Below are 25691 nucleotides of genomic sequence, written 5' to 3'. Positions count from 1 at the left end.
AAAACAGCGTGGAAGCTATGCGAGTAAAATTTCAAGCACACGAAGTGAAAGGCAGTTCCCATGACTTTGAAAGATCGCCTGCGCGATGACAGCATCGCCCACCTGAAGGCCGGCAACGAGCTGGAGAAGACGACCCTGCGAAATATCCTCAGCGCCATCGGCACCAAGGAGAAGTCGGGGAAGAACCCCACGGAACTGAATGACCAGGATGTGGAGAACCTGCTGCGCAAGGAAGTTAGCAACCGTGAGGAAACCGCTGCCCTGGCTGCCAAGGACGGGCGTGCCGAACATGCCGAACGCGAGCTGGCCGAAGCCGCCTTCATCTCCACCTACCTGCCGAAGGCGCTGGGCGAAGCAGAAGCCCAGGAGATTGTCGACCGGGTCATGGCTGAGCTGGCGGCCGATCATGAGCTGACCATGAAGGATATGGGCCAGGCGATGAAGCTGGTTGGCGCCGAAATCGCTGGCCGCTTCGACGGCAAGGCGCTCTCGCAGATGGTGCGAGCCAAGCTGGGCTAATCCGCTGGGGTTGCCCGCGCCACGAGGCCGTCCCGTTTTCCGGGGCGGCCTTTTAGCGTAGTGAAGGCAACGGATATGGGATCCGTGAATTGAAGCGGATAGTCTGTGGATACCATGCCTGACTTCCCGAAAAACCACGCCACCCTGTCTAAGGGGTTTGGCGCGTTGCTGATCCTCGCGATCATCCTGGCCTCGCTGAATCTGCGGCCAGCCGTCACTTCCCTGGGGTCGCTGCTCGATCTGGTGATCGAGGACCTGCAGATGAATGGGTTCGTGGCCGGAATGATCACCGGCATCCCGCCGCTGTGCTTTGCGCTGATGGGTCCCTTGGCTCCGCGGCTGGCGGGCAAGCGCGGCCCTGAACTGGTGGTGGCCGCGGCCATGGCAGCTGTGCTGCTGGGCATCGCCCTGCGCGCGGCCTCGCCGGGAACCGGGTTCTTCCTGCTGTGCACCGCATTGGCATTGGCCGGCATCGCGGTCGGCAACATCCTGATGCCGGTGCTGGTCAAGCGCTGGTTCCCGGGAAAGATCGGGATCGTCACCGCTGCCTACACCACTGCGGTCGCCTTGGGCGCGTCCGGGGTGGCGGGCATCGCCGTGCCGGTGAATCAGCTGCTGGGCGGGAACTGGCGTGTGGGCCTGGGCTTCTGGGCGATATTGGCCTTGCTGGCGTTGGTGCTGTGGCTGCTGGTGTACTTCGGCATGCGCAACCAGATCGCGGCCCAGCAGCAGCTGGCCGGCAGTTCAACTGACGGGGCAGGCATCGGGCCGATGCGCAAGAATGCCACCGCGTGGTGGGTGGCCTTGTTCTTCGGCGGCCAGTCTGCCGTGGCCTATATCTTCATGGGATGGCTGCCCAAGATCTTCATCGACTTCGGAGTCTCCCCGACGTTTGCCGGATCCCTGCTGGCGATCCTGCTGGGCGTGGGCGTTCCCTTGTCCTTCGTGATGCCGGCGCTGGCTGCCAAATTCTCGAATCAGGCTCCGCTGGTGATCTTCAACGGGGTGGTGGGCATCATCGCGATCATCGGCATGCTGCTGGCCCCGGTCCAAGGCGCGGTGCTCTGGGCGGTGCTGCTGGGCATTTGCGGTTCGAACTTCCCGCTGGCGCTGACCATGATCGGATTGAAGGCCCGTACTGCGGCCGGGGTGTCGAAGCTGTCCACCTTCGGCCAATCGGCCGGCTACCTGATGGCCTTTCCCGGACCGTTCCTGGTCGGGGTGCTGCATGAAACCTCGGGTTCATGGGTTGCCCCGATCTGGCTGATCGCCGGCCTGATCATCTTCCAGACCCTGGTCGGGATCATGGCCGGGCGTCCGCGCTACATCGAGGACACCCAGCTTCGGGAAGTGCGCTAGCTGGCGACCTCGCCCGGAGAGGCCGAGTCGACGTGCTTGCCGAAACCGAGATCCGCCTTGAATCCTGCCACGCGTCCGGCCAATGAGGCATTGGCGCTGCCGGAGGAGGCGCGGTTCCGGCTGCGGCGCAGGAACGGGTAGTTGCTGCTGACGTAGTCGTCCACCTGCTCCTTGCGGCTGGCCAGGACGAGTTCGGTGCCGCTGCCGTTCTGCTCGCTTTCTTCCTGGTACAGGTTGGCGATGCGCGAGGCGACCTGCAGGTAGAAGCTGCGCTGGAATTCGCGGCGCTCGATGGTCTTCTCGGAGTCGGTGTACCAGTTCGTGTAGAGCTTGCCCTCCTGCGCCCACCAGTGGGCCATGGCGGCGGTGGCCTGGAGAACCAGGGAAGCGAAGAGGTTCTTGACCGTAGCGACATCCGATTCGTGGCCGATGATGTACAGCCGGCACGAGTTCGAGTAGTTGCTTTGCAGCATCGACACCGTGCGGAAGGCACGTCCCACCGCGGACAGCCCGTCGCGCTGGCCCAGCCGGTAGACGCCGCGCATATCGAAATGCTCCTCGACGATGGCTTCCTTCTTCTTGCCCCGGTCAGCCGAATCGGCATCCAGCTCGGCGCGGCCGATGCCGTAGCGCACCATGAGCCGTTCGGCATGCTCCTGGAACGCCTGCGCCTCATGCGGGAAATTGGTGTTCTCTGCCTTGTTCAGCAACAGGGTGATGCGTTCTTTCAAGCGGTGCAGCTTCTGCTCTGACGTGCTCATGGCTTCTTCCTTGGTAGCGGTCCTGCGGTGGCGAAACGGTGCGCTCCGGTTCTCTGCCCTAGTTTGCCACGAGGTGGCTGAGCCTGCTGGCGGGGCTGTGGGTAACTGCGTGCGGAAGACCCTAGCCGGTTGTGCGTTCCGCGCGTAGAGTGAAGGCACCAAGCAGGTCCAGCAGGCCGTGAGCGTCGCTTCGCGGCTGGTCATCGGGAGGTTGTGATGGGTGATTTTCGGGCATACACCATGGAAGAGCGGTCCACGTACCTGGCCCCTTCGTGCGAGCGCTGCGGGCAGCACCGCCACGTCGTGTGGGAACAGGTGGAGGGAACCGACACCTACCTTCCGCGCGATGCCGGTTGCTCCAATGAGGCTTGCACCGCGTAGCTAGCGCAGCCGGGCGGCAGGTGCTGTTTCAGGAGCGGACACCGAGGCTGGCGGAGATGCGCGCCGACGCGGCCGCGAGCACGTGGGCAATGCGGTTGCGGTCGCGTTCCAACGGCGGGTAGATCACGGCAATGGCCGCCGGCTTGCCCTGCGGAAGCAGCAGCGGAACGGCAATCGAGGTCAGCCCCGGGATCACTTCGTCATGGCTGAATTCGAATTCCTTGGCTGGATATTCTTCGGGATTGAGCATGGAGCGGATGACCCGTCCCGGTGCGCCGTTGTCGATTGGGTGGCGGGTGCCCGGGCGCTGGGCCACGGTGGCATCGGCCAGCCGGGGTTCTGCGGTGCTCAGCGTGACGGCCGCTTCGCCGTCGAAGACCACTAGCAGCGCGGTCATCTGCAGCTCATCGGAGACGGTGGCCAAATGCGGTGCGGCCGCGGCCTGCAGGGACTTGGCGACATTGCGTGCCAGGGCGCCCAGGCGTGCGCCCAATTCAAGTTCACCTGCCGGGTTGCGTTCCACGAAGCCGTACTGCTCGAAGGTCTTGACCAGCCGGTAGGCCATGGAGCGGTGCACGCCCAGCAACCCTGCGAGTTCCGAGACGCTCAGCGGCGCCGCGGATTCCCCGATCAGGGTCAATGCTTCCAGCCCGCGACCCAGGGTCTGCGAACCGCCTTCGGTGGTTTTGCTCATGATCCAATCATTTCATCTGGCATGCGCGGATGCTTCCCGCACTGTTCCCGGTGTGACGTACGTCTTGCCTCCAGCCTACGCGAAAGCTACGATTGTTCCTATAGTTACAACAGTGTCGCAACTATAGAGACAAAACAAGGTGGCGACACGGCACAAGGAGCCAAATAATGCAGATTCACCACAGGGGATACGTCTCCGGCGACCCGCGCGTCAAGGAAGCCGCCGGCTACGGAATCAACCGCGCCGAGGAAATCCCCGATGAAATGGATGTGCTGATCGTTGGCACCGGTCCGGCCGCCGCTGTGGTGACCGCGCAGCTCTCACGCTTCCCGAGCATCAACGCCCGCGCCATCGAGATGCGCCCGGGTCGCCTGGAAGTAGGCCAGGCCGACGGCATCCAGGCCCGCTCGGTGGAGACCTTCCAGGCCTTCGGCTTCGCCAACGAGGTCATCGAAGAGGCGTACCGCAATGTGGAGATGTGCTTCTGGACCCCGGACCCGGAAAACCCGGCCAACATCAAGCGCCACTCGCGCGCCGCGGACGACTCAACCGGCATGAGTGAATTCCCGCATATCTACGTGAACCAGTCGCGCATCCTCGACTACTTCCTGCGCGACGCCGAACGCGCACCGGGCAAGATCACCCCGGACTACGGCGTTGAATACGTCGGCTGCGAGATCGACCCGTCGGCCGAATACCCAGTCTCCGCGCACATCAAGTACGTGGCCGGGCCGCGTGCCGGCGAAGAGCGCACCGTGAAGGCCAAGTACCTGGTCGGCGGCGACGGCGCGCGCAGCCAGGTGCGCCGCTCGCTGGGCCACAAGCTGCATGGCGATGCCGCGCTGCACGCCTGGGGCGTCATGGACGTCATGGTCAACACCGATTTCCCGGATATCCAGGTCAAATGCTCCATCCAGTCCCATGACCAAGGCAATATCCTGCTTATCCCGCGCGAAGGCGGCTACCTGGTCCGCTTCTACGTGGACCTGGGCGAAACCACTGCGGAAGACGCAGGCGCCATCCGCAACACCCCGGTCGAGCAGATCGTGGACACGGCCAACCGGATTATCCACCCGTACACCATGGACGTGAAGAACGTCGCCTGGTTCTCGGTCTACGAGGTGGCGCACCGCATCACCGACGGCTTCGACGACGTCCCGGACGAACAGCGCGGCACCCGCAGCCCGCACGCCTTCATCATGGGCGATGCCTGCCACACCCACTCGGCCAAGGCCGGCCAGGGCATGAACGTGTCCATCCAGGATGGCTTCAACCTGGGCTGGAAGCTGGCCGCCGTACTCGAGGGCCGCGCCCCCGAGTCGCTGCTGGACACCTACGCCGAGGAACGCAAGGTCATCGCGCAGAACCTGATCGACTTCGACAAGGAATGGTCCACGCTGATGGCCAAGTCCGTCGAGGACTGGACAGACCCGGACGAGCTGGAGAAGTACTACACCCAGACCCAGGAGTTCCCTGCCGGATTCATGACCCAGTACACCGATTCCTCGATCACTACCGGCCTGGAGCACCAGGATCTGGCCCCGGGCTTCCCGGTGGGCAAGCGCTTCAAGTCCGCCGAGGTCATCCGCCGTTCGGATAACCGCTGGCGCCACCTGGGCCACCTCCACGAGGCCGATGGCCGCTGGCGCGTCTACGTCTTCGCCGACGCGGCCGCCCCTACGCTCGAAGGCACCAAGATGGCTGACTTCGCCGCCTGGTGGGCGCAGGACGCCAGCTCGCCGCGCAACCTGTACACCCCGGCTGGTGGCGACGAGGATGCGGTCTTCGATACCAAGGCCATCTACCAGCAGGACTACACCGAGGTGGAGCTGCATGACGTGCCCAAGGCCTTCCAGCCGCTGAAGGTCCCGTACGGCCTGCACGACATCAACCAGGTGTTCGCCGCCGGCCACGGCCGCGACATCTTCCGCGACCGCGAGGTCAGCACCGACGGCGCCATCGTGGTGGTCCGCCCGGACCAGTACGTCGCAGGCATCTTCCCGCTGGATGCGCGTGATGAGATCGCCGGATTCTTCGCCGGGAACATGCTGCCGGTCAACCGCTAGGAAACCGCTTGGGCCCGGTGGCCGCACCCTGCTCATGCAGTGGCGCGGCCCCGGGGCCCAGTGCTGTTCTGCGGGTGCCGAGCTGTCGCGGGCTGCTGATAGCCTCAGATTCATGAGCGCACCTTTCGACACGTTGCCGGTTCGCCGGATCACCGAGCATCCCAAGGCACCCATGGATCGCTCGGACTGGGCCGCCCGGATCCCGGCCGTGCGCCAGCTGCTGGACGAGGGGCTGGAACTTGGCCAGCTGACTGTGCTGGTCGGCGAGAACGGCGCCGGAAAATCGACGCTCGTCGAAGCAATCGCCGCGGCTTTCGGGCTGAATGCCGAGGGTGGAACCAACCACAGCATGCACCAGACGCAGTCCACCGAGTCCGGGCTGTCCTCGCATCTGCAACTGGAACGCGGAGCCGGGGCGTCCAAGGCAGGAGTGTTCCTGCGCGCGGAAACCATGCATGGGCACTTCGCCTATCTTGGATCCATCGGTTCGCACGGAAAGCACAATTTCCAGAGCCATGGAGAGTCCTTCATTGAGTTCTTCACCGAACGCTCCGCGGTGAACGGATTGTGGGTCTTCGACGAAGCCGAGTCCGCCCTGTCCTTCAACGGCTGCCTGATGCTGCTCTCGCATATTGCCGATCTGCTGCGTGCCGGGTCCCAGGTGATCCTCTCCACCCACTCGCCAATTCTCGCTTCCCTGCCGGAGGCGAAAATCTATGAAATCGGGGAATGGGGAATCCGCGAATCGGGCTATGACGACTTGGACATGGTGCGCAATTGGCGGCTTTTCCTGGACGCCCCGGGCCGGTACCTGCGCCATTTAACGTAGGCAGTTTCCCGACGCAGAAGGATCTCTGGTTAGAGCGCCACCGCTAATTCCCCTAAGCTTTAAGCAACGGAAGATGAAGGGACGCACTATGGCCAAGAAGCGCTCAATTTGGGCTCGGATTTTCGGTATCGGCAAGGCTAACGCCAACGCTGCCTTGGATGCCCTGGAGGATCCGAAGAAGATGCTGGACCAAACGGTCCGCGATTACACCAACAACATTGCCCAGGCCGAGCAGGCAGTTGCCCAGACCATCGGCAACCTGCGCATGGCCGAAGACGACCACGCCAAGTTCCTGCAGGAAGCCAGGGACTGGGGCGGCAAGGCGCTGGCCGCATCGAACAAGGCCGATGAATATGCCGCCGCCGGCGATTCCGCCAACCAGCAGAAGTTCAACCAGCTGGCCACGGTAGCGATCCAGCGCCAGATGGACGCCGAGAAGCGCGCCAAGAACCTGGAATCCACCATCACCACCCAGCGCGAAGTCGTGGACAAGCTGAAGACCGGCCTGAACACCATGCAGACCAAGCGCCAGGAACTGGTGGCCAAGCGCGATGAGCTGGTAGCCCGTGCGCGCAATGCCAAGACCCAGAACCAGATGATGGACACCCTCAAGGCCTTGGACATCAACGACCCAACCAGCGAGATCAGCCGCTTCGAGCAGAAGATCCGCCAGGACGAAGCCAAGGTCCGCGGTGCGCAGGAACTGGCAGCATCTTCCCTTGATGCGCAGTTCGCGCAGCTCGACGACCTCGGTGCGTCCACCGAAGTCGATGCGCGCTTGGCGGCTTTGAAGGCCAGCAACGCTCCGCAGGACATCCTGGAGGAAGGCGACGGCGCAGCGCAGATCGAAGCCGGCGAACCGCAGGTTTCCGAGATCGAAGCACGCCTGGCCGCCCTGAAGAAGAACCAGGCCTAGGCTCCAGGCTCGTACAGCAAAGCGTCCCTTCCTTCGATCAGTGAACTGATCGTAGGAAGGGACGCTGTTGCTTGTCCGGGAAAACCGGGACTAGCGGTCAATCGATTCCTTATCGGTGCCTTCCGGGTACAGGATGGCATTGCCGGCAGCCACCTGGATGGTGATCTTATGCGGCGAGTTCGGATCGGTGGCGAGCTGGTTCTCAACCGAACCGGCGGCCGTATTCTGCCGCAGGTCGTAGGTTCTCTCGGGCAGCTGCAGCTCCAGCGAGCCGGCGCTGACGCTGCCGTCGATGCTCTTGGGTGCCTCGCCCGACAGTTCGCCGATCAGTTCACCGGCCGAGATGTCGAACCGTGCGCTCTCGACATTCTCCAGCCGGATGGTTGCTTCGCCGGCACCCAGATCCACATCGGCGGTTTGCGCGCTGCCGGTGAGGTTCAGCTCCCCGGCGCCGACCTCCACCACGACGTTCTTGTAGTTGCCGATGGCATTGAAGGATCCGGCGGACAAATCGAAGCCGGCATCCAGGGTTCCGTTGTTCAGGGATTCGGGAAGCACCAGTGTTGCCTCGTTCGCGTCGAATCCGCAGCCGAAGAAGCAGAAGTTGTCCCAGGCGTTCGGGGCCTCGACGACAAGCCGGTTGCCCTCGCGATGCAGCTTCCAGTCGGCGGCCTTGGCGCTGCGGACCTCAAGGGTTGCCTTCTCGGTGTCTGCGAAGACCAGGTCGAAGCGTCCCGAGCTGGCCGAAACATCCAAGGCGGTCACCCCGGAGACCGCGGCTTCGTGGATCGAATGCTCCCGGGACATCGAAGCGAAAGCGCTGCGTGCCGTGGCGATGACCAGGGTGAGAATGACCAGCCCGCCTAGCACCGCGAGGATGATGTTCAGCGGTTTGCCGTTGTTGGAGGGAGCTGGAGGGGTTGGGGGTAGCGGCATGGCGTGCGTGGAAGTCATGATCCTGTCCTGTCTGTGCGGTTGGTGCCCAGGGTTTCGATATGGGCCAGGGCTGCCAGCACGCGCCGGTTGCCCGTTCCGTCGGCTTCCAAGCCGAGCTTCTGGAAGATGGAAGTGATGTACTTTTCAACGCTGGCTTCCGAGAGGAAGAGCAGCGCGGCGATGGCCTGGTTGGATTTTCCTTCGGCCAATGCGGCCAGGACTGTGCGTTCCCGGTCGGTCAGGTTCTGCATGCGGTCATCGTGATTTCGCCGGGTCAACAGCTGTGCCACCACTTCCTGGTCCAGGATGGTTCCGCCACCTGCAATCTGCTCCAGCGAGGCAATGAACTCGCTGACATCCGCAACACGGTCCTTGAGCAGGTAGCCGATCGCTCCGGACTGGGTGGAGATCAGTTCAGAGGCGTAGCGTTCCTCCACGTACTGGGAGAGCACCAGCACCGGCAGATCCGGATACTTCTTGCGCAGTTGAAGCGCCGCGCGGATGCCTTCATCCGTGTAGGTGGGCGGGAGGCGGACATCCAGGATGCAGATCTGCGGGAATTGCTCCGCGGCCGCGGTCTCCAGGAAATCCATCAGCTCGCTGGCCTCTGGCAAGTCAGCGACCACCTGGTGGCCGCTATGCGCCAGCAATCTGACCAGTCCTTCGCGCAGCAGGACCGAGTCCTCGCATATCAGTACGCGCATGGCACGTTCACCTCCACTGCGGTTGGCCCGCCGGCCGGGCTGTCCAGGTTCAGGGTGCCGCCGGCGGCGAGAACCCGGTTGTTGATTCCATCCAGGCCGCCACCGGGGGTGATGCGCGCCCCGCCGGTGCCGTTGTCCTCGATACGGGCCCACAGGCTTTGCTGCCACTCGTGCTCGCGCACCCTCACTGTGACCTGGCAGCGCTGGGCCCGCGAATGCTTGGCCGCGTTGGTCAGCGCTTCGGCGATGGCGAAGTACACCGCCGCTTCGGCGACCCGCGGGTAGCGGCCATTGAGCTGGACATCCAGGCCCACCGGGATGTGCGAGCGGCCTGCGATGGCCGAGAGCGCCGCATCCAGTCCACGGTCATCGAGCACCGAGGCGTAGATGCCGCGGGTGAGCTGGCGCAGTTCGGTGATTGCCGACTTGGTCGAAGCGTGGGCTTCGGCCACCAGTTCCTTGGCCTGCTGCGGATCGGAGTCGATCTGCTGGTGCGCTAGGCCGAGGGTCATGGCCACGGAAACCAGCCGGGGCTGGACCCCGTCGTGCAGGTCTCGTTCGATGCGGGTGCGTTCCACCTCTGCGGCGCGCACGGCGCCCTCGCGCTGCACCGCGGTAGTGCGAACGCGTTCCACCAGTGCGCTCTCGCGGGCAATCGAGCCGACGATTCCCACGGTGACCATGCGGTGCAAGAAGACCAAACCGACAACTACTGCCAGTCCCAGCAGCGCGGCCAGTACCAGCCAGGGGGCCTGGCCTACCGGGATCTGGAGGCCCCACAGCCCTGGAACGCTCGCCAGCGGATCGGCCTGATTCGATTGCAGGACCGGGGCGAAGGCCACGATGCCGGTGCGGACTGCCAGCTCCATTGCGCTGAGCATCAGTGAACCGGCCAGGCAGGAGAAGAGCAAGCTTCCCAGTAGCGCCCACATGCGTCCGTTGGCCAGGTTGCGCCCCAGCGAGCGGACGTATTCGCCGAAACCTTCGCGGCGGCGGGGCCGCCAGATCAGCGCACTGACGTCTATGTCGTAGAGGTTGCTGACTCGCATGAGCTCGAAGCGGGCGATGCCGAAGAGCGCATAGACCAGGCCGGCCAGGAAGAGCAGGCCCAGGCCGAGCAGCGGGGTCAGCGCGATGCCGAGCGAGAGCCATCCGAGCAAAAGTGAAAACATGATCAGGCCGGCGGAACCGAGCAACGCCATGTGCAGCAGCGTCAAGCCTAATCTCAGCGGGGGACGGGCCGGTGCGGTGCCCGGTGAAACCTTAGGTGTCGAAGTCATACCTCAACACTAGAGCGCGCAGGTCAGCGCCAACACCGAGGGAACCGGAGATCTTCCTTATGGAAAACCCGAAGAATTTTCCTGTCGGGTGTGCCATTGTGCCCATTCGAAGCGCAGGATGGACAGATGGACACGAATCTGGAACCGCAGACCGCCCGACCAGCGCCCATCGAGGTCAGACCCCTGACCGAGGAACGCATGGAAGACTTCGCCACGGTTGTGAATCCGAACCATCGCGAGAAGCACTGCTGGTGCTTGTCGCATCGGCTCAGTGCCAGCGAAATCAGGGAACGCGGCGCAGGTGACCGGTTCGAAGCCATGCGCTCGCTGAGCGCCGAGCCGATTGCTCCGGGCGTCATCGCTTATCGCGGCGGTGAACCGGTGGGCTGGTGCAGCATTTCGCCACGCTCGCAGATCCCGCTGCTGGCGAAGTCCAAGCTCATCAGGCCCGTGGATGAGCTGGAAGTCTGGAGCATCATCTGCATGGTGGTGCGCAGCGGCCACCGCCGCCAGGGCGTGAACCGGGCTATGCTCCACGGTGCAGTGGAATATGCGCGCGACCTCGGAGCACCAGCGGTCGAGGCCTACCCGGTGGATCCTGCAGGACGCATGGACTTGACCATGGCTTTCGTCGGAACGCGGAAGATGTTCGAGCAGGTCGGGTTCGAGGTCGTTGGAGTCAGCGACGCCCAGGCCAGCAAGATGCCGCGGCTGATCATGCGCAAGGTTTTCTGAACCGCCAGCGTTTGCCAGAATTTCAACAGCAAGCTTCCTGCTAGGCACTTTCGGCTTCTAGCGTCGGTAGCATGGGACGGCTGTTTATGGCGATCGGGGATTCCTTCACCGAAGGCGTGGGGGACTGGGAACCCAGGCTGCCCAACGGGGTGCGCGGCTGGGCTGATCGCGTGGCCAAGCAGCTGTCCAAAGCGGATCCCGAATGGCAGTACGTGAATCTCGGCATCCGCAGCCGCCGGCTCAAATCGATCATCGACGAGCAGATCCCGGTGGCCTTGGAACTCAGGCCGGAGGTGATTACCTTCTATGCCGGAGGCAATGACATCCTCGAGTTCCGCAAGGACATGAAGGAGTTCCTGGCGCAATATGCCCGAGCCGTAGACGCTCTGGTCTCAACGGGGGCCAAGGTCCTGTTGTTCACCGGGTTCGATATCCCGGTGCACCCGGTACTCGCCCCGTTCAAGCGGCGCAATTGGCGTTTCAACGAGTGCGTGCGCCAGCTGGCGGAACGCTACCCGGATTCGGTGGTGCTCGTTGACTACTGGAACTGGAATGCCTACCGGGACAAGCGCATGTGGGATATCGACAAGCTGCATATGAACCGTGCGGGCCACCGCTATATGGCCATCCGGATCTTGGAGCTCCTCGGGTATCCGCACCAGCTGGTTTTCGATCCCTTTGGCGACGCGGACCGGGTCGGGTTCTGGCAGGCCACCCAGCGAGATGTGGAATGGCTGAGGCAATGGGTGCTGCCGATGTTCGGGCGGCGCATGCGCGGCATTACCCTAGGCGACCAGCTGCAACCCCGCTGGCCTGAACCGATGTATCCGGCACAGGGGATGAAGAAGCAATTCCGCAAGCGCCGCAAATCAGAAGAGTCACGACACCTGCGGAATTCCGAGCTTGGCTAGCGGGTCAGCCGGCAGGGTTCTCCATTGCTTCGGGGCTCATCCACGCGATTTCCCAGACGTGCCCGTCCGGGTCCTGGACAGCTGCCTGGTACATGCCCGGGAAGGGCTCATCCGCTGGTCGGTAGACGCTGCCGCCGCCGGCCTCGGCCCGGGCGACAAAGTCGTCGACGCCTTCGCGAGTCTCCGCAGAGAGGGCATTGAGCGTTTCGCGCACGCCATTTCCGAGTGCCGGCTGATCACCATTGACCAGGAAGCTGGAGAAGAACTCCTGGCGCAGCACCATCACGAAGATGTTCTCGTCGATGATCCAGGAGGTGGCATTCTCATCGGAGAACGTCGGGTTCTTGGTAAAGCCCAGTGCCTCGTAGAACTTGTCGGCTCTGGCTAGATCTGCGGTCGGGAGGTTAACGAAAATCATCTGGCCCATGGGTTTCTCGCTTCTGCATAGGTGGGAATTCCTCGGTGCAAAACAACTTTGCTGGACGCGTGAACCCAGTGCAAGAGCGTGAGGTGAATTGCCTGCAAATAAAGCAAGGTCCCGCAGGGACACGCAACGAGGTGCGGCCGAGCGGGACCTTGAATTAAACCCTTGGTTTATTTAGGGCTTCGGGCAATCAGACGGAGGCTAGATCAGCGCCTTGGTGATTTCCAGCGGGATGCGATCGCGGGTGTAGGTGATGTGGTCATAGCCATGGGGCTCCGGCTTTCCATCTTCGCCGATGTTCACGAAGACGATCTTCTCGATGGTCAGGATCGATTCCTGGGTGAAGATGTTGCGCACCTCTGCGCGCAGGGTGATCGAGGTCCGGCCGAAGTCGATGGCGGTCAGGCCCATCTCGATCAAGTCACCTTCCTTTGCGGAGGCAATGAAGTTGATCTCGGACATGAACTTGGTGACAACGTGCTTGTTGCCCAACTGGATGATCGAATAGATTGCAGCTTCTTCATCGATCCAGCGCAACAGGCTGCCGCCGAACAGCGTGCCGTTTGCGTTCAAGTCTTCTGGGCGGACCCACTTGCGCGTATGAAAAGTAATACCCTTAGCCATACACAAAATGCTAAGTCAGGCGGAGGACTTTGCGCTGTTAGTTGCTCCACAATGTCGGGGAAAACACAGGGGATTCTCCAGTTGGAGGTCCGCGGCGAGCGTGATTCTGTCCGCTTCGAGCTTGACGCGAGGTGCCAAGCGCCGGAGCTGTTGATAAGGTCAAACCAAGCAGCATGGATCAATGGACTCAGGACCAGAGGCAGGTGAGAATGACCTATCCTTCGGAAGGGAATAACGAGACTATTCCTACCGACTTCGACGATGTCGTTCAGCAGGTTTCCACCGGTGAGCTGGAGCATAATCGCATCGACTCCTTGCTCAAGGAAGCCCATGAGCGCTACGCGGATGTCGATGATGGACTGCTGGCCCACTACATTCCGATCCTGGGCCAAGCCGATCCCGACCTCTTTGGCATCGCCATGTCCCACGTGGGCGGCTCGGTCCACACGGTGGGCGATTGCAGCCATCTCTTTTCGATCCAGTCGATCTCGAAGATGTTCGTCTATGCCCTGGTAGTCCAGGAGCACGGCCGCGAAGTCGTCCGGGACCGCATCGGAGTGAATAACACCGGCATGTCGTTCAATTCGGTCATGGCAGTGGAATTGAACAACGGGTTGCCGATGAATCCGATGGTCAATGCCGGTGCCATCGCCACCACCTCGCTGATGCCGGGGAAGACCGCTGCCAAGAAATGGGAGAACGTGCGCGAAGGACTCTCCGCCTTCGCCGGCCGGTCGCTGAGCCTGGATGACGAGGTCTACCATTCCGAGTCGTTGGCCAACGAGCGGAACAAGGCCCTGGGGCATTTGCTCAAGAGCTACGGCCGGTTGGATGGCGACCCCTATGATGCTGTGGATGTCTATACCAAGCAGTGCTCGCTGAACATCAACGCGCACGATTTGGCCATCATGGGAGCGACACTGGCTGACGGCGGCGTGAACCCGGTGACCGGACAGCGCGTTGTGGATGCTGATGTTTGCCGCGACACCTTGGCGACAGTTGCCTCCAACGGTTTGTACGAGCGCTCGGGTGAATGGCTGTTTGAAATCGGTATCCCGGCGAAATCAGGTGTTTCCGGTGGCATCGTCGCGGTGGCTCCGGGCAAGGGTGCAATTGGCGCGTTCTCGCCACCATTGGATATGGCGGGGAACTCGGTGCGGGCGCAGCTTGCCATCGGGCAGCTCTCGCGCGCCATGGGCCTGAATCTCTTTGCCTCGGCCCCGGACAGGGACAACTGATTCCCGGATTTTCTGAATTTATCCATAAGGGTGGATTGATTCGCTACCTAGCCAGGGTTTCATGGACAAACGGCTAAAACTTGCTGGCTACTAGCCGGCATCCGGCGTCAGGGTGTTGCTTGGGCCGGAAATTTCATGTTAAAAATACTGGCCAACTGCAGATTAAACAGAAGTGACGGTAGTCTGCACGCGCTCGTCTGCAGAAGCTGCAGTTCCCAGTTTGCGGGATCTGACGGCCGCAATGGCGAGTGGCGTGCAGGGGTTGAAAAACCTACTAAAAAGCTTTACTTAAAGTGTGTGTCACTGGGGGGCACGTGAACTTTGAGGATGCGTATTTCATGAAGAAAGTTACCAAGGCAACCATCGCTGCAGTCGCTGCCGAAACCGGCCATTTGAATTTGACGAACTATTCCTATATCAACCATCTGGTGACCAACGGCCGGGTAATCACCTGCAGCTTCGATGACCCCAACGACCAGCAGGCAGCTGGCATCCTGGCCGCCGACTATCCCGGCCGCCAGGTGGTTGGCGTGGATGCGCGCGAGCTGTTTGCCCGAGGCGGCGGCATCCACTGCCTCACCCAGCAGCTGCCCGCCGCTGCACGGGAACAGGCGGCTAGCTGATGCCTACTGCGTGGCGGCGCTGCAGGAAGACTGGCTTCGCCACCGTGCGGTTCGCCGAGAACTTCGGTTCGGCCGTGCGCCGGCCCAAGGCCAGCTCGGCCAGGTGCTCACCGATGGCGGGCACGAACTTGAATCCGTGGCCGCTGAACCCTGCGCCGACGGTGATCGGACCAAGCGAGTCGAGGATGAAGTGCTCGTCCTCGGTATTGGCGTAGGTGCAGGACACCGTTTCATAGCGCGAGGGATCGACCCCTGGAAGCCAGCGTTCCGCGTAGTCCTGCAGCCCGCGCAGCTGCTCCTCGCTGGCTTGGTGCGGACGGTGCTCTGGATCGATGATCTGCCCTGAGCCGTGCCAGCCCACCTTGATGCCTTCGCCGGGGGTGCGCATCCCGTAGACGGGACCGAAGATCCGGGAACCGATTTCCCGGTTCGGGTCCAGTATGTGGTTGAATCCCGGCCAGTGCGCAGGCAGGTCCTTCTGCGCAAAATGCACCGGATGCTCTTCGGTGACGTGGATGGCTGGCAGCCTGAGCCCATCTCCGAGCAGCGACCGGGTCCAGGCACCCGCGGTGACAATGGCATGACGGGCCCGGACGCGCGAGCTGGTTCCCCGGTGCTGGATCTGGACCTCGACACAGTCATCGGCAAGCACCTGAACGCTTGCCACCTGGTGCCCATGCTCCACGGACGCACCCTCGGCAACTGCCAGCTGCTGCAGAGAGGACACAGCGAGGTCGGCATTGATCTGGCCGCCGGTAGGGATATGCAGGACTTCGGTCTCGAACTTCATGCCGGCGAAACGCTCTTCCGCAGCTTTAATGGACAACAGCTCGCTGTCGAAACCTGCCTGGCCCAGCACCTCGTGCATGGCGCGCTGAGCTTCAACGATTCCGTGATTGACCAATCCGGTGCGCGTCAGGAGCGGCTTGCCGGAGCGTTGTGAGATCTCATCCCACAAGGTATTGGAGCGCCGCAGCAGGCGCAGGTACTCGGGTTCGGTATAGGCCGGATTGAAATTGCGGGTGGCCCCGTGCGAAGCGCCTTCCCGATGCCCCGGAGCAAAACGCTCAAGCAGCAGCACCTCGTGTCCGCGAGCGGCCAGCGACCACGCAGCGGCCGAGCCCATCGCCCCGCCGCCAATTACCAGGAAATCCACGTCATTGCGCATTCCTACAGCGTAGAACTCCAGCTGAAGCGTGCTCCATTCAAATGACTCATTGGCCGTGGACTAACGTAATAGTGGACAGCGACGAGGGATAGCGGAGGCAGCGTGGAGCAGGGCGTGCAGTTAGCGGCGATCATCGGCTTGGCAGCCGCAGTCTTCGTGGGTGCCTCCACACAGCGTATTTCCGGCATGGGATTCGCCCTGGTCGCTTCGCCCTTCCTGGTCATGGTCCTGGGGCCGCACGAAGGCGTCATGCTGGTCAACTTGCTCGGCGCCTGCAGCAGCCTGCTGATCTTTGCGCAGGTTTTCCGACAGGTCGAGTACCGGAAAGTCGCTTTCATGCTCATCCCCGCCATGCTCATGACCATCCCCGGGGCGTGGGTAGCGAACTCGCTGGATGGGCCGTGGTTGAATATCGGCATTTCCTTCATGGTGATCCTCGCGCTGTGCTCGAGTTTCGTGATCCGGAACCTCGCCATGGCCCAAAGCAGGGGATTGGCGATTGGCGCCGGGGCTGTCTCCGGTTTCATGTCCGTGACTGCCGGGGTCTCCGGTCCGGCCATTGCCGGATATGCGGTAGCCAGCCGCTGGCCGCAAGCCCAATTCGCCATATCCGTCCAGCTCTATTTCCTGGTGCTGTCCTTGACGTCGCTGATCGCGAAGGGCGGCATGCCGCAGCTGCATTGGCAGCAATGGGGCGCCTGCTTCGGCGCGATGGTGCTGGGCATCGTGCTGGGCAATTTTCTGGCCCCGAGGATTCCGCAGAAGTTCAGCCGCGCTTTCGTGGTGCTGATTGCCTTCAGCGGCGCGGTGAGCCTGATGGCCAGCGGCTTGCTCGCGTTGTCCCCGAACTAGCGCAAGGACCTGTTCCGCGGAGGACGGCCGGGCCGCGGACGGTACACGTTCTTCAATGAAATGAGAGAATGTACTACGTGCATTCCCAATATCCCGATGTCACTCTCAGCAAGCGCGTCACCGAACTGGACATCGAGCGCCGTGCCCTGTGGGCCGGCCTGCTCTGTTCTCTCTTCGGGCTGGTTGTCGGTTTCATCGTCTTCGCCGGTGAGCGTCCGCCGCTCTTTGGCGATCTGTCGGTAGGCATTGTTTCCGCTGTTTGCGGTGCCGTCTCGGCCGGAACCAGCAGCGCCTATGCGTTCCGCACCATGCTCCGGGCCCGCGAGACGTGGCTGAAGAAGATTCCCGCATGGCGCCAGATGGTTACTGCCCTTGGCCTCGTCTTGGTGCATATAGCCAGCACCATCATGATCATGCTGGTCGTGTTCCACCTGCTCCAGCAGGCTTTCTACGGGCTGCATCTGGACGTGCTTGCAGGGGCTCTGGCAGTCAGCGTAGCCACGGGCATCAGCGCCTACCTGTCCCTGGAGGCCACCGCGCGTATCAACGCGGAGTCCCTGTCGGTGGTGCTGGGGGTCTTCATGAGCGCCGGTGTGCTGATCAGCATGCTGCTCGCCGAAGACCAGAACTGGTGGAGGAGCATGTTCTCGTCGCTGGGGACCACGCAAGCCGGCATGGGATCCTTCTGGACCTTCAATCTCACCCTGGTGATTTCCGGCTTGGTGCTTGCCGCCTTCACCGAGTTCCTGACTCGCGACCTGGTCCGTTTGGCACAGACCTACCGTTGCCGCCCTGCGTTGGAACGCTACAAGATTGCACGCATGGTGCGTCCTCGTCCGAAGCTGGTGCGCTGGTGCCTGCTGCTTGTCTCCGTGGGAATTATCGGCATCGGCTTGGTCCCCTTCGACGTGGCCATGGAAGTGCATTCGGCCTTCGTGCAGATGGTCTCGGTGGCCATGATCTTCCTGCTGCTGGGCACTATCGTCCTGCTGCCGGGCTACCCGGTGGTGTTCCATCTGCTGTCCTATGCGGCTATCGGCGCGATCTGGGGCGCCTTCCAGCTGTGGACCAAATGGTCCTATTACAACCTGACCGGTTTCGAGCTGTCGGTGGTGGCCATCATGTTCAGCTGGATCTCGGTCTTCATCCGCACCACCTCGGCCATGACGCAGGATCGCTCCGAACCCCGGACCACCCATTTGCCATCCGAACTGGCCAAGGCCAATAAGAAGCCCACGGCCAAGGGCGACTGAACCTGAATATCCGTCGCAAGGCTGAAGATCTCCTCCAGTGCGGGCAGGTAGCCTGAGAACATGTTGATCGCAGAAAAGCTCTACTTGCTCATGGCCGATGACTCCGAGAAACCAGAAGCAGTTGTTTCAGCTACGGGATACGGCATGAACGCCGCCATCATCACCGACCTGATGATTGCCGGGCGTGTGGCGCTCAGCGAGGATGAGCAGCGGCAGATCCAGCTCATCGGTGCCGGACCCTGCCCGGATCCTGTGCTTGCCGCGCCATTGGAGCAGCTGGAAAGGCGGGGCAGCCTGAGCCTGGATGACGCAGTGAAGATCAATTCCCTGTGCGATGTCCGGTTGCTGACCGATTCCCTGGCCAAGGGCGGAATTATCGAATACGGCGAACGCACGATGCTGGGCTTGGGAAAGCAGCGGGTGCGCATCATCAACCAGCAGATCCAGCGCCAGATCAGAACCGACCTGCACGGTGCCCTTCACGGGCAGAAAATCCCTGGAACCAGCGATACCACCGTGCTCGCAATCCTTCAGGCCGTAGGCCTGGTTCACCCTGTGCTGGAGGAAGAGCTGGCGCCCATGACTTCGGCCCAAGCGCAGTCCCGGATAGCGGAACTCGCGCAGGATTCACCAGCAGCGGACTCGGCGCAGCGAGCAGTGGCGGCGATGAACGCCGCGATTGTCAGCGAGCGCGTCATTCCGCCTGCGCCAGGCAAGAAATAGCCGAACGGCGCACGCCTTTCAGCTCAGGGTGCTCAACCCAGCATCAATGACCACTTCGACGGTGGAACGGTAATGGTTTCCGAGCAGGTCGGCATCACGAGCCATAGCGGCATCCAGGATTTCCTGGTGCTCCTTCTCGCCGTTGCGCTTGCCTGCCACCCTCGACGGGGCGGCCCAGCGCCGGTAGAGCTCGGTGAAGTTCGCCAGGTCAGCGATTCGCGGATCACCGTCGTGCTGGTTTCGAATTGCACTGCCAATGCGGTCGGCTGCAGGCGGTCGCCGGGCGACCAGAAGCCATCAAGGATGGTCCGGCGGATACCCTCCAAGGAATGGGCTGATGCCTTTGCCGCGGAGCCTCTTTCCTGCTCGAGAGATTAAATCTGGCGTTAGAAACAATAATCATATTCTTCGCCGAAGATAGATAATCCACGCGTTGAGGGCAACAGAACATCGGGTGAATGCTGGCAATTCGCCGAAGCTGTTTACCATCGCTGGCAACGGCCCTAGGCTCGGGGCATGCCAGTGAAGATCCGCACGATCCAGACCGCAGTTCCCGCGACGCAACTTGCCCAGGACGAAATCCGTGATGTCTTCGCCAGCCAGCCGAATCTGAGCCGGCTGGGCGAACGGCTCATCGCCACTTCATTCAACTCCGCCGCGATCAGCACCAGATACAGCTGCGTCGACGAATTCGACCTCGCTCTGCCCCAGCCGAAACAGCCGATGTTCTATGACCGGACTGCCGGACTCCTGCTCTCCCCGAGCACCGCCGAACGCAACAACGTGTACGCGAAGCAGGCCGGGACGCTCTTCACCGACACCGCGAAGAAGGCGCTGGATGCCTGCGAGGACCTGGCCCCGGAAGACATCACCCACGTCATCACCGTCTCCTGCACCGGGTTCTACAACCCCGGTCCGGACTACCAGATCGTGCGGGCGCTGGGGCTTGCACCAAGCACCGTGCGCCATCATCTGGGATTCATGGGCTGCTATGCCGCCTTCCCCGCATTGCGTGCGGCCCGCGACTTCTGCCTGGCCGACCCGGACGCCACGGTGCTGGTGGTCTGCGCAGAGCTGTGCACCTTGCATGTGCACAGCTCGAATGACCCGGACACCATCATGGGCTCGGCCATCTTCGCCGACGGGGCGGCCGCGGTGATCGTTTCGGCAAAGGGCAGCGGGCCGCTGCAGATGGACGGCTTCGAAACCGTGCTCACCCCGGTAGGCGAAGAAGCAATGGCGTGGAATATCGGCGATCACGGATTCGAGATGGTGCTGGGTACCTACGTCCCTCACATCATCGACGAGCACATCACCGCAGCCCTGCAGCCGCTGCTGGACAAAGACGCGGATCCGGAACTCACGGTGGGCAGCATCCAGCACTGGGGACTGCACCCCGGCGGCCGGGCCATCCTTGACCGCGTGCAAAACCGGCTGGGCCTGGATGACCGGCAGCTTCAGCCGGCCCGCGCGATCCTGGATCGCTACGGAAACATGTCCAGCGCCACGGTGCTGTTCGTGCTCAAGGAAATCCTGGATTCCGCTGCAGCGGACAGCGGGGAACGGATCTGCTCCATGGCTTTCGGCCCTGGGTTGACCGTTGAAACCGGGCTGTTCACCGTATCCAGGAGGGAATGATGCTCCGGCTGAAGCGGGCCGCCGAAGCCATCGAGGAAATGGACCGGCCGGATTGCGACCCGGTGCTGCTGCACCGCACCTACGCCCAATTCCCCCTGGTGAACCGGGTCGTGGCGGGCTGGCGGGGCAACTACCTGGAATGCATCCGTCCGTTGCTAGTGCACCGGGCACGGGCCAGAATCCTGGACGTGGGCTGCGGCGGCGGGGATATCGCGGCGAATCTGGCCCGCTGGGCGCTCGCCGACGGATTCGAAGTCGCAGTGCACGGCATCGACCCGGATCCGCGGGCCATCAGATACGCCCGGCAAGCGTTGCACCGCAGCAAGCTGCCTGGCGGGGTGCTGGAATTCCATGAAACCACCAGCACCCAGCTGGCGGCCGCCGGCGAGCGATACGACCTGGTGCTCTCCAACCACCTGCTGCACCACCTGTTGCCGGATGAACTGCAGCAGCTGCAGCAAGACACCGAGCAGTTGTGCACCGGTCTCGGATTGCATAGCGATATCCGGCGCTCGCCGATGGCGCTGGGACTCTTCGGCCTGGCGACCCTGCCCTTGGCCGGCAGCTCGCTGATCCGACGCGACGGCCTGACCTCCATCAGGCGCAGTTATGAGCCGGAGGAGCTGGAGCACCTGCTCAGGGCCGGCTGGGAAGTGCGCACGCAGCGCCCGTACCGCAACCTGCTGTTCTGGGACGCTGGACGCCGTGGATGACGTTGCGATCATCGGTGCCGGACCGGTGGGCCTGGCCTTGGCCATCCTGCTCGCCCAACGCGGGCGCAGCGTCCGGGTCTTCGAACAGCGCAGTGTCCCGGCATCCCACTCGAGGGCCTTCGGCTTGCACCCTCCTGCGCAGCTGGTCCTGGATCGGCTCGGAGTGGGGGAGGCCGCGCAGTGCCACGGGGTGCAGATCCGTAGCGGGGTGGGGATCTCGCGAGGGCGGAGCATCGCCGCGATGGATTTCGCCACGATCGGCGGGCGGTACCCCTATGTGCTGTCCTTGCCGCAGCAGTCCACCGAGCATTTGCTGCGCGAGCGCCTGCAGCAATTGGCGCCGGGTTCGCTGGTGCCCGGATGCGCTTTTGAGAAGGTGCTGGGACAGTCCGAGCGATCCGTGGAGTTCGCAGCTGGCGGCGCTGCCGGCCGGGCACGATGGCTGGCCGGTGCCGACGGGGTCCGCTCCGCAGTCCGCACGGATCTCGGGGTGGATTTTGCCGGTTCTGCGCATCGCGACCGGTATCTGATGGGGGACTTTCCCGATACCACGGGACTGGCGCATACGGCGGCGTTGTTCCTGCATCGGCAGGGGATTGTCGAATCCTTCCCGTTGCCCGGTGCACGGCGGCGCTGGGTGGTGCGCGTTGAACAGAAGCTGGACAATGATTCACCGGGAATCTTGACCGAAATGATCATGGACCGGACCGGATACCTGCTTGACCCCGGGGCCTGCACCATGACCAGCTATTTCGGCACTGCTACCCGGATGGTGTCCTCGATGGTCCATGGGCGGGTGGTGCTGCTCGGGGACGCGGCCCATCAGATCAGCCCCATCGGCGGGCAGGGGCTGAGCTTGGGGCTGGCTGATGCGCAGGCAATAGCCGACCTCATTGCTGCCGGTGCACCAGCTGGTTCACTGGATGATCTGCGGCTCGCGGCCGCCCGCAGTGCTGCCCGGCGTGCGCAGGTCAACATGCTGCTGGGGCGGGCCCTGCCGAGCTGGTCCGTCCCGCTGCGGGATAGGGCGATTTCAGCATTGGCTGCCAGCGGATGGTTGAAGGAGAATGTGGCGCGAAGCTTCACGATGACCTCTCCCGGGCAGTGGACAATTCCCTTGGCATGACGAAATGGCAACGCTTCGGTTACTGATTGCGTGATTGCATCTATCAGTGCGATACCCGGCGACGCGATGATCACCCGGGAGCACTAGGAAGGGCTCCGCCACTGGAGCCAGGACCGCCCTGCCGCTGCCACCAGCAGATGCCTGGGGGGGCAGGGACCTGGCCGGGGCCGTGGGCAACATTGCCCACCTGAAGGAATCCTTCAAGTACTGAATACCCGTATGCAGCCGTGCCGCGCCGCCGGTAGATTGGCGGTGCGGCACTGCTTCGCGCGTGCCCAAACTCACCGCCAAACTCTCGCGGATACATGAAACAATAGGTAGCAATGACTTCCATCGATTCCACCCCACTTTCCGCCGAAGAACGCAAGGCGCTGCGCAACGAGCAGGCCGCGGCCCAGCGCGCCCAGCAGCTGCGCATCTCCAAGTCCCGAGCCGAAGCCGAAGGCCGCGCCCAGGTCGTGCCGACCGCCGAAGGCTGGAAGCAGGAGATGGGTGCCGATGGCCGTCCGGAGCTGCAGTTCTCCACCAAGCGCCGCGTCTCCCAGCCGCCAACGCACCTGGCCGACCTGTCCCTGGCCGAACGCCAGGCCAAGTTGAAGGAACTGGGACTGCCGGGCTTCCGCGCCAAGCAGCTCTCCGTGCATTACTTCCAGCACTACACCACCGACCCGGAGAAGATGAGTGACCTGCCGAAGAACGGTCGGGAGGAACTCGTCCAGGCGATGTTCCCGAAGCTGCTCACCGAGGTCAAGCGGCTGGAAACCGATGATGGCAAGACCATCAAGTTCCTCTGGCGCCTGTTCGACGGCTCGCTGGTCGAGTCCGTCTTGATGCGCTACCCGGGCCGCATCACCCTGTGCATTTCCTCGCAGTGCGGCTGCGGCATGAACTGCCCGTTCTGCGCCACCGGCCAGGCGGGCTTGACCCGCAACATGTCCACCGCGGAGATCCTGGACCAGATCGTCCAGGCCAACCGCGTGATCGCCGAAGGCGGCCTGGGCGGCCAGAAGCACCCGGATGAGCGTGTGGGCAACATCGTGTTCATGGGCATGGGCGAACCGCTGGCCAACTACAAGCGCGTGATGAACGCCGTGCACCGCATGGTCGCCGAGGCCCCGGAAGGCCTGGGCATGAGCGCCCGTGGCATTACCGTTTCCACCGTCGGCCTGGTTCCGGCGATCCGCAAGCTCGCCGACGAAGACGTGCCGGTGACCTTCGCGTTGTCCCTGCATGCTCCGGATGACGAGCTGCGCGACGAACTGATCCCGGTGAATTCGCGCTGGAAAGTCGACGAGGCGCTGGATGCCGCCTACGACTACTACGTGAAGACCGGACGCCGTGTCTCGATCGAGTACGCGCTGATCAAGGACATGAACGACCACGAGTGGCGCGCGGAAATGCTGGCCAAGAAGCTCAACGCCCGCGGTCGCGGTTGGGTGCACGTGAACCCGATTCCGCTGAACCCGGTGCCGGGCTCCATCTGGACCCGCAGCGAACCTGATATCACGTCGAAGTTCGTGCGCCGCCTGGACGAGCTGGGCGTGCCGACCACGTTGCGAGATACCCGCGGCAAGGAAATCGACGGCGCCTGCGGCCAGCTGGCCGCCGACGGCGACAAGTAGCAAAATTCGTGGAGACCAGCTTTCGCTGGTCTCCACGGTTCTTTAACCGGATGCCTTCGGGCAGGAGGGCTGCACGTGGATGTATGGTTCAACTATGGCCGTTTCAGACCCGATGCTCCTCGACAAGACCAATCCTGAGCTATGGACCTCGATTGGCCGATTCTCCAAAGATGTCGCCAACTCCTACCGCGCCGCCGGAATCAGCGACCGCACCGCCGAACTGGTCAACCTGCGCGTATCCCAGATCAATGGCTGCGCCTACTGTCTGGACCTGCATGCGCGCAAGGCACTGGAGGCCGGCGAAAGCCTGCAGCGGATCACCCTGCTGCGCACCTGGGATGAATGCGGGGGATTGTTCACCGAAGAAGAATGTGCAGCATTGGCCATCGCCGAAGCAGCCACCGACCTGCCTAACCCGGAAGAACGGATTGCAGCGGTGGCATCGGCCCGGCTGGTGCTGAGCGATGAGCAGGTGGCCGCGATCCAGTGGATCGCCATCGCCATGAACGCTTTCAACCGGATTTCCATCCTTTCGCGCCACCCGGTCAAGGAACGCGAACTGGGCACCACGGGCAAATAGCCAAAGGCCGCCGTATCCCGCTTGGGGATACGGCGGCCTTTGCATCGGATGCGCGCTGGGCGTTCAGCCTACAGCTTTTCCTGCGGGCTGGCTGCGCGCACGGCTTCGGTGAAGCGGCGCTCGAATTCACCCGCAGAAACCAGTTCGCGCTCGACACGGAACGAGGGTTCCTCGATGCCCAGCACCGCTGCGATCAAGGAGCGGGTGTAGAGGGAGATCTTGCGCGACTTGCGGGTGGAAGTCACATGATCCAATTCGGGAACCCAGATGTTCCACCAGCCGGCTTCCTTGGCGACTACTGCCTTGAAAACGCGCTGTTCACTCATGTCTTGTCCTGCTCCCTGCGCTGCTGCGCTCAGTGGCCTTTGCTCACTTCAATAGTCCACTACCTGCAGCCATGGCGACAAGTCGCCTGCTCCGCCAGAGCTACTTTGCCAGTGGCACCCCGTCCTTGCCTACCGCGAAGCGCACGACATCGTCATAGGCCCGCCGCTCGGTCTTCTCCAGCTGGTACTGCGAATCCAGCAGCGGGAAGATAAGCACGGGGGCCAAGGTCAGCTCGGCGCCCTGCGCGGTATTGGCCACGTCGATCTGCAGGTGCCCGTAGTGCACGCCGCCGGAGACCAGCTGCGGAACGCCGTTGGCATCCTCGGCCCAGGTTTCCGGTTCATCGGCCGGGGCCGACCACTGCGAATGCGAGTTGAAGCGCAACGGCTCGTACTCGCCTTCGGCATTCTGCACCAGCTTCTCACCGCGCAGGCCATCGGCTGCCACTCCGACGTCATAGGAGTGGAAACCGCGTCCGTCGCCGTCCTCATCCACCCAGGAACGCTCGAACATCTCATCGTGGCCGGAGATCACCGCTGCCACGCCGTGCTCCTCGAACATCGGAGTGTAGGCGCGCATTGCGGTGCCCGACTGGATATCCGGGTGCTCATGGTTGGGCAGGGTGCCGTGCACGCCGTTGGGGTAGGCCGCGTGGTGGAACTGGAGCAGCACGATCTGGACCTTGGCGC

28 protein-coding genes and 1 pseudogene are annotated in these 25691 nt (G+C 62.9%); 18 read left to right on the top strand and 11 right to left on the bottom strand.

Annotated features, from left to right (window positions below; all coding sequences use genetic code 11):
• The first annotated feature begins 60 nt into the window (after window positions 1-60).
• On the top strand, window positions 61-519 hold the full coding sequence (locus ACLQ8T_RS14845; RefSeq protein ID WP_413455112.1) for a GatB/YqeY domain-containing protein: 459 nt from the start codon (window positions 61-63) through the stop codon (window positions 517-519).
• A gap of 114 nt (window positions 520-633) precedes the next feature.
• Window positions 634-1878 (top strand): MFS transporter, encoded by a 1245-nt coding sequence (locus ACLQ8T_RS14840; protein WP_413456418.1) that lies wholly within the window; start codon window positions 634-636, stop codon window positions 1876-1878.
• On the opposite strand, the gene ACLQ8T_RS14835 is transcribed toward ACLQ8T_RS14840, so the two are convergent.
• Window positions 1875-2639, bottom strand: coding sequence for a DUF2786 domain-containing protein (locus tag ACLQ8T_RS14835; RefSeq protein ID WP_413455111.1), 765 nt, complete (start codon window positions 2637-2639; stop codon window positions 1875-1877). The genes ACLQ8T_RS14840 and ACLQ8T_RS14835 overlap by 4 nt on opposite strands.
• Window positions 2640-2855: 216 nt before the next feature.
• Here ACLQ8T_RS14835 and ACLQ8T_RS14830 point away from each other — a divergent pair, with 216 nt between their 5' ends.
• Window positions 2856-3020, top strand: coding sequence for a hypothetical protein (locus ACLQ8T_RS14830; protein ID WP_204723109.1), 165 nt, complete (start codon window positions 2856-2858; stop codon window positions 3018-3020).
• Between the two features lie 28 nt (window positions 3021-3048).
• On the opposite strand, the gene ACLQ8T_RS14825 is transcribed toward ACLQ8T_RS14830, so the two are convergent.
• The gene (locus ACLQ8T_RS14825) at window positions 3049-3714 is read right to left on the bottom strand and encodes an IclR family transcriptional regulator (protein WP_204723108.1); all 666 of its coding nucleotides are present in this window, start codon (window positions 3712-3714) and stop codon (window positions 3049-3051) included.
• Between the two features lie 167 nt (window positions 3715-3881).
• Here ACLQ8T_RS14825 and ACLQ8T_RS14820 point away from each other — a divergent pair, with 167 nt between their 5' ends.
• The 3 genes from ACLQ8T_RS14820 (at window position 3882) to ACLQ8T_RS14810 (ending at window position 7525) form a co-directional block, all read left to right on the top strand.
• Window positions 3882-5780, top strand: coding sequence for an FAD-dependent monooxygenase (locus ACLQ8T_RS14820; protein ID WP_413455110.1), 1899 nt, complete (start codon window positions 3882-3884; stop codon window positions 5778-5780).
• 112 nt (window positions 5781-5892) lie between these two features.
• A complete protein-coding gene (locus ACLQ8T_RS14815; RefSeq protein ID WP_413455109.1) occupies window positions 5893-6609 on the top strand; it encodes an AAA family ATPase in 717 nt (238 codons plus the stop codon).
• Window positions 6610-6682: 73 nt separating this feature from the next.
• Complete coding sequence (locus ACLQ8T_RS14810) at window positions 6683-7525, top strand: PspA/IM30 family protein (RefSeq protein ID WP_239543445.1); 843 nt, start codon at window positions 6683-6685, stop codon at window positions 7523-7525.
• A gap of 90 nt (window positions 7526-7615) precedes the next feature.
• On the opposite strand, the gene ACLQ8T_RS14805 is transcribed toward ACLQ8T_RS14810, so the two are convergent.
• From ACLQ8T_RS14805 to ACLQ8T_RS14795, 3 genes are read right to left on the bottom strand one after another with little or no spacing between them, the layout of a single operon-like run.
• Entirely contained in the window at window positions 7616-8479 is an 864-nt protein-coding gene (locus ACLQ8T_RS14805; RefSeq protein ID WP_413455108.1) for a hypothetical protein, read from the bottom strand.
• Window positions 8476-9165: a response regulator transcription factor gene (locus ACLQ8T_RS14800; protein ID WP_413455107.1), complete on the bottom strand. Its 690-nt coding sequence runs from the start codon at window positions 9163-9165 to the stop codon at window positions 8476-8478. Before ACLQ8T_RS14800 ends, ACLQ8T_RS14805 begins: the two co-directional genes overlap by 4 nt.
• Window positions 9153-10445, bottom strand: a complete 1293-nt coding sequence (locus ACLQ8T_RS14795) for a sensor histidine kinase (protein WP_413455106.1) — start codon at window positions 10443-10445, stop codon at window positions 9153-9155. Before ACLQ8T_RS14795 ends, ACLQ8T_RS14800 begins: the two co-directional genes overlap by 13 nt.
• A gap of 126 nt (window positions 10446-10571) precedes the next feature.
• On the opposite strand from ACLQ8T_RS14795, the gene ACLQ8T_RS14790 reads away from it, so the two are divergent.
• Entirely contained in the window at window positions 10572-11180 is a 609-nt protein-coding gene (locus tag ACLQ8T_RS14790; protein WP_413455105.1) for a GNAT family N-acetyltransferase, read from the top strand.
• A 71-nt stretch (window positions 11181-11251) separates the two neighbouring features.
• On the top strand, window positions 11252-12091 hold the full coding sequence (locus tag ACLQ8T_RS14785; RefSeq protein WP_413455104.1) for an SGNH/GDSL hydrolase family protein: 840 nt from the start codon (window positions 11252-11254) through the stop codon (window positions 12089-12091).
• Between the two features lie 4 nt (window positions 12092-12095).
• On the opposite strand, the gene ACLQ8T_RS14780 is transcribed toward ACLQ8T_RS14785, so the two are convergent.
• The gene (locus ACLQ8T_RS14780) at window positions 12096-12518 is read right to left on the bottom strand and encodes a VOC family protein (protein WP_204723101.1); all 423 of its coding nucleotides are present in this window, start codon (window positions 12516-12518) and stop codon (window positions 12096-12098) included.
• A gap of 198 nt (window positions 12519-12716) precedes the next feature.
• Window positions 12717-13139: an acyl-CoA thioesterase gene (locus tag ACLQ8T_RS14775; RefSeq protein ID WP_083515601.1), complete on the bottom strand. Its 423-nt coding sequence runs from the start codon at window positions 13137-13139 to the stop codon at window positions 12717-12719.
• Window positions 13140-13348: 209 nt separating this feature from the next.
• On the opposite strand from ACLQ8T_RS14775, the gene glsA reads away from it, so the two are divergent.
• Window positions 13349-14377, top strand: a complete 1029-nt coding sequence (gene glsA / locus ACLQ8T_RS14770; RefSeq protein ID WP_413455103.1) for a glutaminase A — start codon at window positions 13349-13351, stop codon at window positions 14375-14377.
• Between the two features lie 404 nt (window positions 14378-14781).
• Window positions 14782-15000, top strand: a pseudogene (locus ACLQ8T_RS14765) (agmatine deiminase family protein); the annotation flags it as partial.
• Here ACLQ8T_RS14765 and ACLQ8T_RS14760 read toward each other — a convergent pair.
• The gene (locus ACLQ8T_RS14760) at window positions 14993-16156 is read right to left on the bottom strand and encodes an FAD-dependent oxidoreductase (protein ID WP_413455102.1); all 1164 of its coding nucleotides are present in this window, start codon (window positions 16154-16156) and stop codon (window positions 14993-14995) included. The pseudogene ACLQ8T_RS14765 and the gene ACLQ8T_RS14760 overlap by 8 nt on opposite strands.
• A gap of 126 nt (window positions 16157-16282) precedes the next feature.
• On the opposite strand from ACLQ8T_RS14760, the gene ACLQ8T_RS14755 reads away from it, so the two are divergent.
• The 3 genes from ACLQ8T_RS14755 (at window position 16283) to ACLQ8T_RS14745 (ending at window position 18996) form a co-directional block, all read left to right on the top strand.
• Complete coding sequence (locus ACLQ8T_RS14755; RefSeq protein ID WP_204723098.1) at window positions 16283-17020, top strand: TSUP family transporter; 738 nt, start codon at window positions 16283-16285, stop codon at window positions 17018-17020.
• A gap of 77 nt (window positions 17021-17097) precedes the next feature.
• Window positions 17098-18273 (top strand): hypothetical protein, encoded by a 1176-nt coding sequence (locus ACLQ8T_RS14750; protein WP_204723097.1) that lies wholly within the window; start codon window positions 17098-17100, stop codon window positions 18271-18273.
• A gap of 60 nt (window positions 18274-18333) precedes the next feature.
• Complete coding sequence (locus tag ACLQ8T_RS14745) at window positions 18334-18996, top strand: GOLPH3/VPS74 family protein (RefSeq protein ID WP_190264048.1); 663 nt, start codon at window positions 18334-18336, stop codon at window positions 18994-18996.
• A gap of 18 nt (window positions 18997-19014) precedes the next feature.
• On the opposite strand, the gene ACLQ8T_RS14740 is transcribed toward ACLQ8T_RS14745, so the two are convergent.
• Window positions 19015-19155: a hypothetical protein gene (locus ACLQ8T_RS14740; RefSeq protein ID WP_413455101.1), complete on the bottom strand. Its 141-nt coding sequence runs from the start codon at window positions 19153-19155 to the stop codon at window positions 19015-19017.
• Between the two features lie 357 nt (window positions 19156-19512).
• On the opposite strand from ACLQ8T_RS14740, the gene ACLQ8T_RS14735 reads away from it, so the two are divergent.
• The 5 genes from ACLQ8T_RS14735 (at window position 19513) to ACLQ8T_RS14715 (ending at window position 24675) form a co-directional block, all read left to right on the top strand.
• Window positions 19513-20634, top strand: a complete 1122-nt coding sequence (locus ACLQ8T_RS14735) for a type III polyketide synthase (RefSeq protein WP_413455100.1) — start codon at window positions 19513-19515, stop codon at window positions 20632-20634.
• Entirely contained in the window at window positions 20634-21347 is a 714-nt protein-coding gene (locus ACLQ8T_RS14730) for a methyltransferase domain-containing protein (RefSeq protein ID WP_413455099.1), read from the top strand. The genes ACLQ8T_RS14735 and ACLQ8T_RS14730 overlap by 1 nt, the downstream gene beginning before the upstream one ends.
• Window positions 21340-22473: an FAD-dependent oxidoreductase gene (locus ACLQ8T_RS14725; protein ID WP_413455098.1), complete on the top strand. Its 1134-nt coding sequence runs from the start codon at window positions 21340-21342 to the stop codon at window positions 22471-22473. Before ACLQ8T_RS14730 ends, ACLQ8T_RS14725 begins: the two co-directional genes overlap by 8 nt.
• Before the next feature lie 323 nt (window positions 22474-22796).
• Complete coding sequence (rlmN, locus tag ACLQ8T_RS14720; RefSeq protein ID WP_239543439.1) at window positions 22797-24095, top strand: 23S rRNA (adenine(2503)-C(2))-methyltransferase RlmN; 1299 nt, start codon at window positions 22797-22799, stop codon at window positions 24093-24095.
• A 94-nt stretch (window positions 24096-24189) separates the two neighbouring features.
• The gene (locus ACLQ8T_RS14715; protein ID WP_413455097.1) at window positions 24190-24675 is read left to right on the top strand and encodes a carboxymuconolactone decarboxylase family protein; all 486 of its coding nucleotides are present in this window, start codon (window positions 24190-24192) and stop codon (window positions 24673-24675) included.
• 68 nt (window positions 24676-24743) lie between these two features.
• Here ACLQ8T_RS14715 and ACLQ8T_RS14710 read toward each other — a convergent pair whose 3' ends face one another.
• Together ACLQ8T_RS14710 and ACLQ8T_RS14705 are read right to left on the bottom strand one after the other, a co-directional pair.
• A complete protein-coding gene (locus ACLQ8T_RS14710; protein WP_413455096.1) occupies window positions 24744-25001 on the bottom strand; it encodes a hypothetical protein in 258 nt (85 codons plus the stop codon).
• 100 nt (window positions 25002-25101) lie between these two features.
• Window positions 25102-25674, bottom strand: coding sequence for a hypothetical protein (locus tag ACLQ8T_RS14705; protein WP_413455095.1), 573 nt, complete (start codon window positions 25672-25674; stop codon window positions 25102-25104).
• Window positions 25675-25691 lie beyond the last annotated feature (17 nt).

Source organism: Glutamicibacter sp. FR1 (genome assembly GCF_047300825.1).
Classification (GTDB): domain Bacteria; phylum Actinomycetota; class Actinomycetes; order Actinomycetales; family Micrococcaceae; genus Glutamicibacter; species Glutamicibacter nicotianae.
Note: the sequence above shows the minus strand (reverse complement) of the source record. Positions and strands in the feature narration are given on the sequence as shown.

Coding starts and splice junctions, on each gene's coding strand:
- ACLQ8T_RS14775 (WP_083515601.1), bottom strand. CDS start 13,139: ATGGCTAAGGGTATTACTTTTCATACGCGCAAGTGGGTCCGCCCAGAA.
- ACLQ8T_RS14840 (WP_413456418.1), top strand. CDS start 634: ATGCCTGACTTCCCGAAAAACCACGCCACCCTGTCTAAGGGGTTTGGC.
- ACLQ8T_RS14730 (WP_413455099.1), top strand. CDS start 20,634: ATGCTCCGGCTGAAGCGGGCCGCCGAAGCCATCGAGGAAATGGACCGG.
- ACLQ8T_RS14815 (WP_413455109.1), top strand. CDS start 5,893: ATGAGCGCACCTTTCGACACGTTGCCGGTTCGCCGGATCACCGAGCAT.
- ACLQ8T_RS14805 (WP_413455108.1), bottom strand. CDS start 8,479: ATGACTTCCACGCACGCCATGCCGCTACCCCCAACCCCTCCAGCTCCC.
- ACLQ8T_RS14745 (WP_190264048.1), top strand. CDS start 18,334: ATGTTGATCGCAGAAAAGCTCTACTTGCTCATGGCCGATGACTCCGAG.
- rlmN (WP_239543439.1), top strand. CDS start 22,797: ATGACTTCCATCGATTCCACCCCACTTTCCGCCGAAGAACGCAAGGCG.
- ACLQ8T_RS14845 (WP_413455112.1), top strand. CDS start 61: ATGACTTTGAAAGATCGCCTGCGCGATGACAGCATCGCCCACCTGAAG.
- ACLQ8T_RS14835 (WP_413455111.1), bottom strand. CDS start 2,639: ATGAGCACGTCAGAGCAGAAGCTGCACCGCTTGAAAGAACGCATCACC.
- ACLQ8T_RS14830 (WP_204723109.1), top strand. CDS start 2,856: ATGGGTGATTTTCGGGCATACACCATGGAAGAGCGGTCCACGTACCTG.
- ACLQ8T_RS14710 (WP_413455096.1), bottom strand. CDS start 25,001: ATGAGTGAACAGCGCGTTTTCAAGGCAGTAGTCGCCAAGGAAGCCGGC.
- ACLQ8T_RS14810 (WP_239543445.1), top strand. CDS start 6,683: ATGAAGGGACGCACTATGGCCAAGAAGCGCTCAATTTGGGCTCGGATT.
- ACLQ8T_RS14715 (WP_413455097.1), top strand. CDS start 24,190: ATGGCCGTTTCAGACCCGATGCTCCTCGACAAGACCAATCCTGAGCTA.
- ACLQ8T_RS14825 (WP_204723108.1), bottom strand. CDS start 3,714: ATGAGCAAAACCACCGAAGGCGGTTCGCAGACCCTGGGTCGCGGGCTG.
- ACLQ8T_RS14820 (WP_413455110.1), top strand. CDS start 3,882: ATGCAGATTCACCACAGGGGATACGTCTCCGGCGACCCGCGCGTCAAG.
- ACLQ8T_RS14780 (WP_204723101.1), bottom strand. CDS start 12,518: ATGGGCCAGATGATTTTCGTTAACCTCCCGACCGCAGATCTAGCCAGA.
- ACLQ8T_RS14785 (WP_413455104.1), top strand. CDS start 11,252: ATGGGACGGCTGTTTATGGCGATCGGGGATTCCTTCACCGAAGGCGTG.
- ACLQ8T_RS14800 (WP_413455107.1), bottom strand. CDS start 9,165: ATGCGCGTACTGATATGCGAGGACTCGGTCCTGCTGCGCGAAGGACTG.
- ACLQ8T_RS14790 (WP_413455105.1), top strand. CDS start 10,572: ATGGACACGAATCTGGAACCGCAGACCGCCCGACCAGCGCCCATCGAG.
- ACLQ8T_RS14735 (WP_413455100.1), top strand. CDS start 19,513: ATGCCAGTGAAGATCCGCACGATCCAGACCGCAGTTCCCGCGACGCAA.
- glsA (WP_413455103.1), top strand. CDS start 13,349: ATGACCTATCCTTCGGAAGGGAATAACGAGACTATTCCTACCGACTTC.
- ACLQ8T_RS14795 (WP_413455106.1), bottom strand. CDS start 10,445: ATGACTTCGACACCTAAGGTTTCACCGGGCACCGCACCGGCCCGTCCC.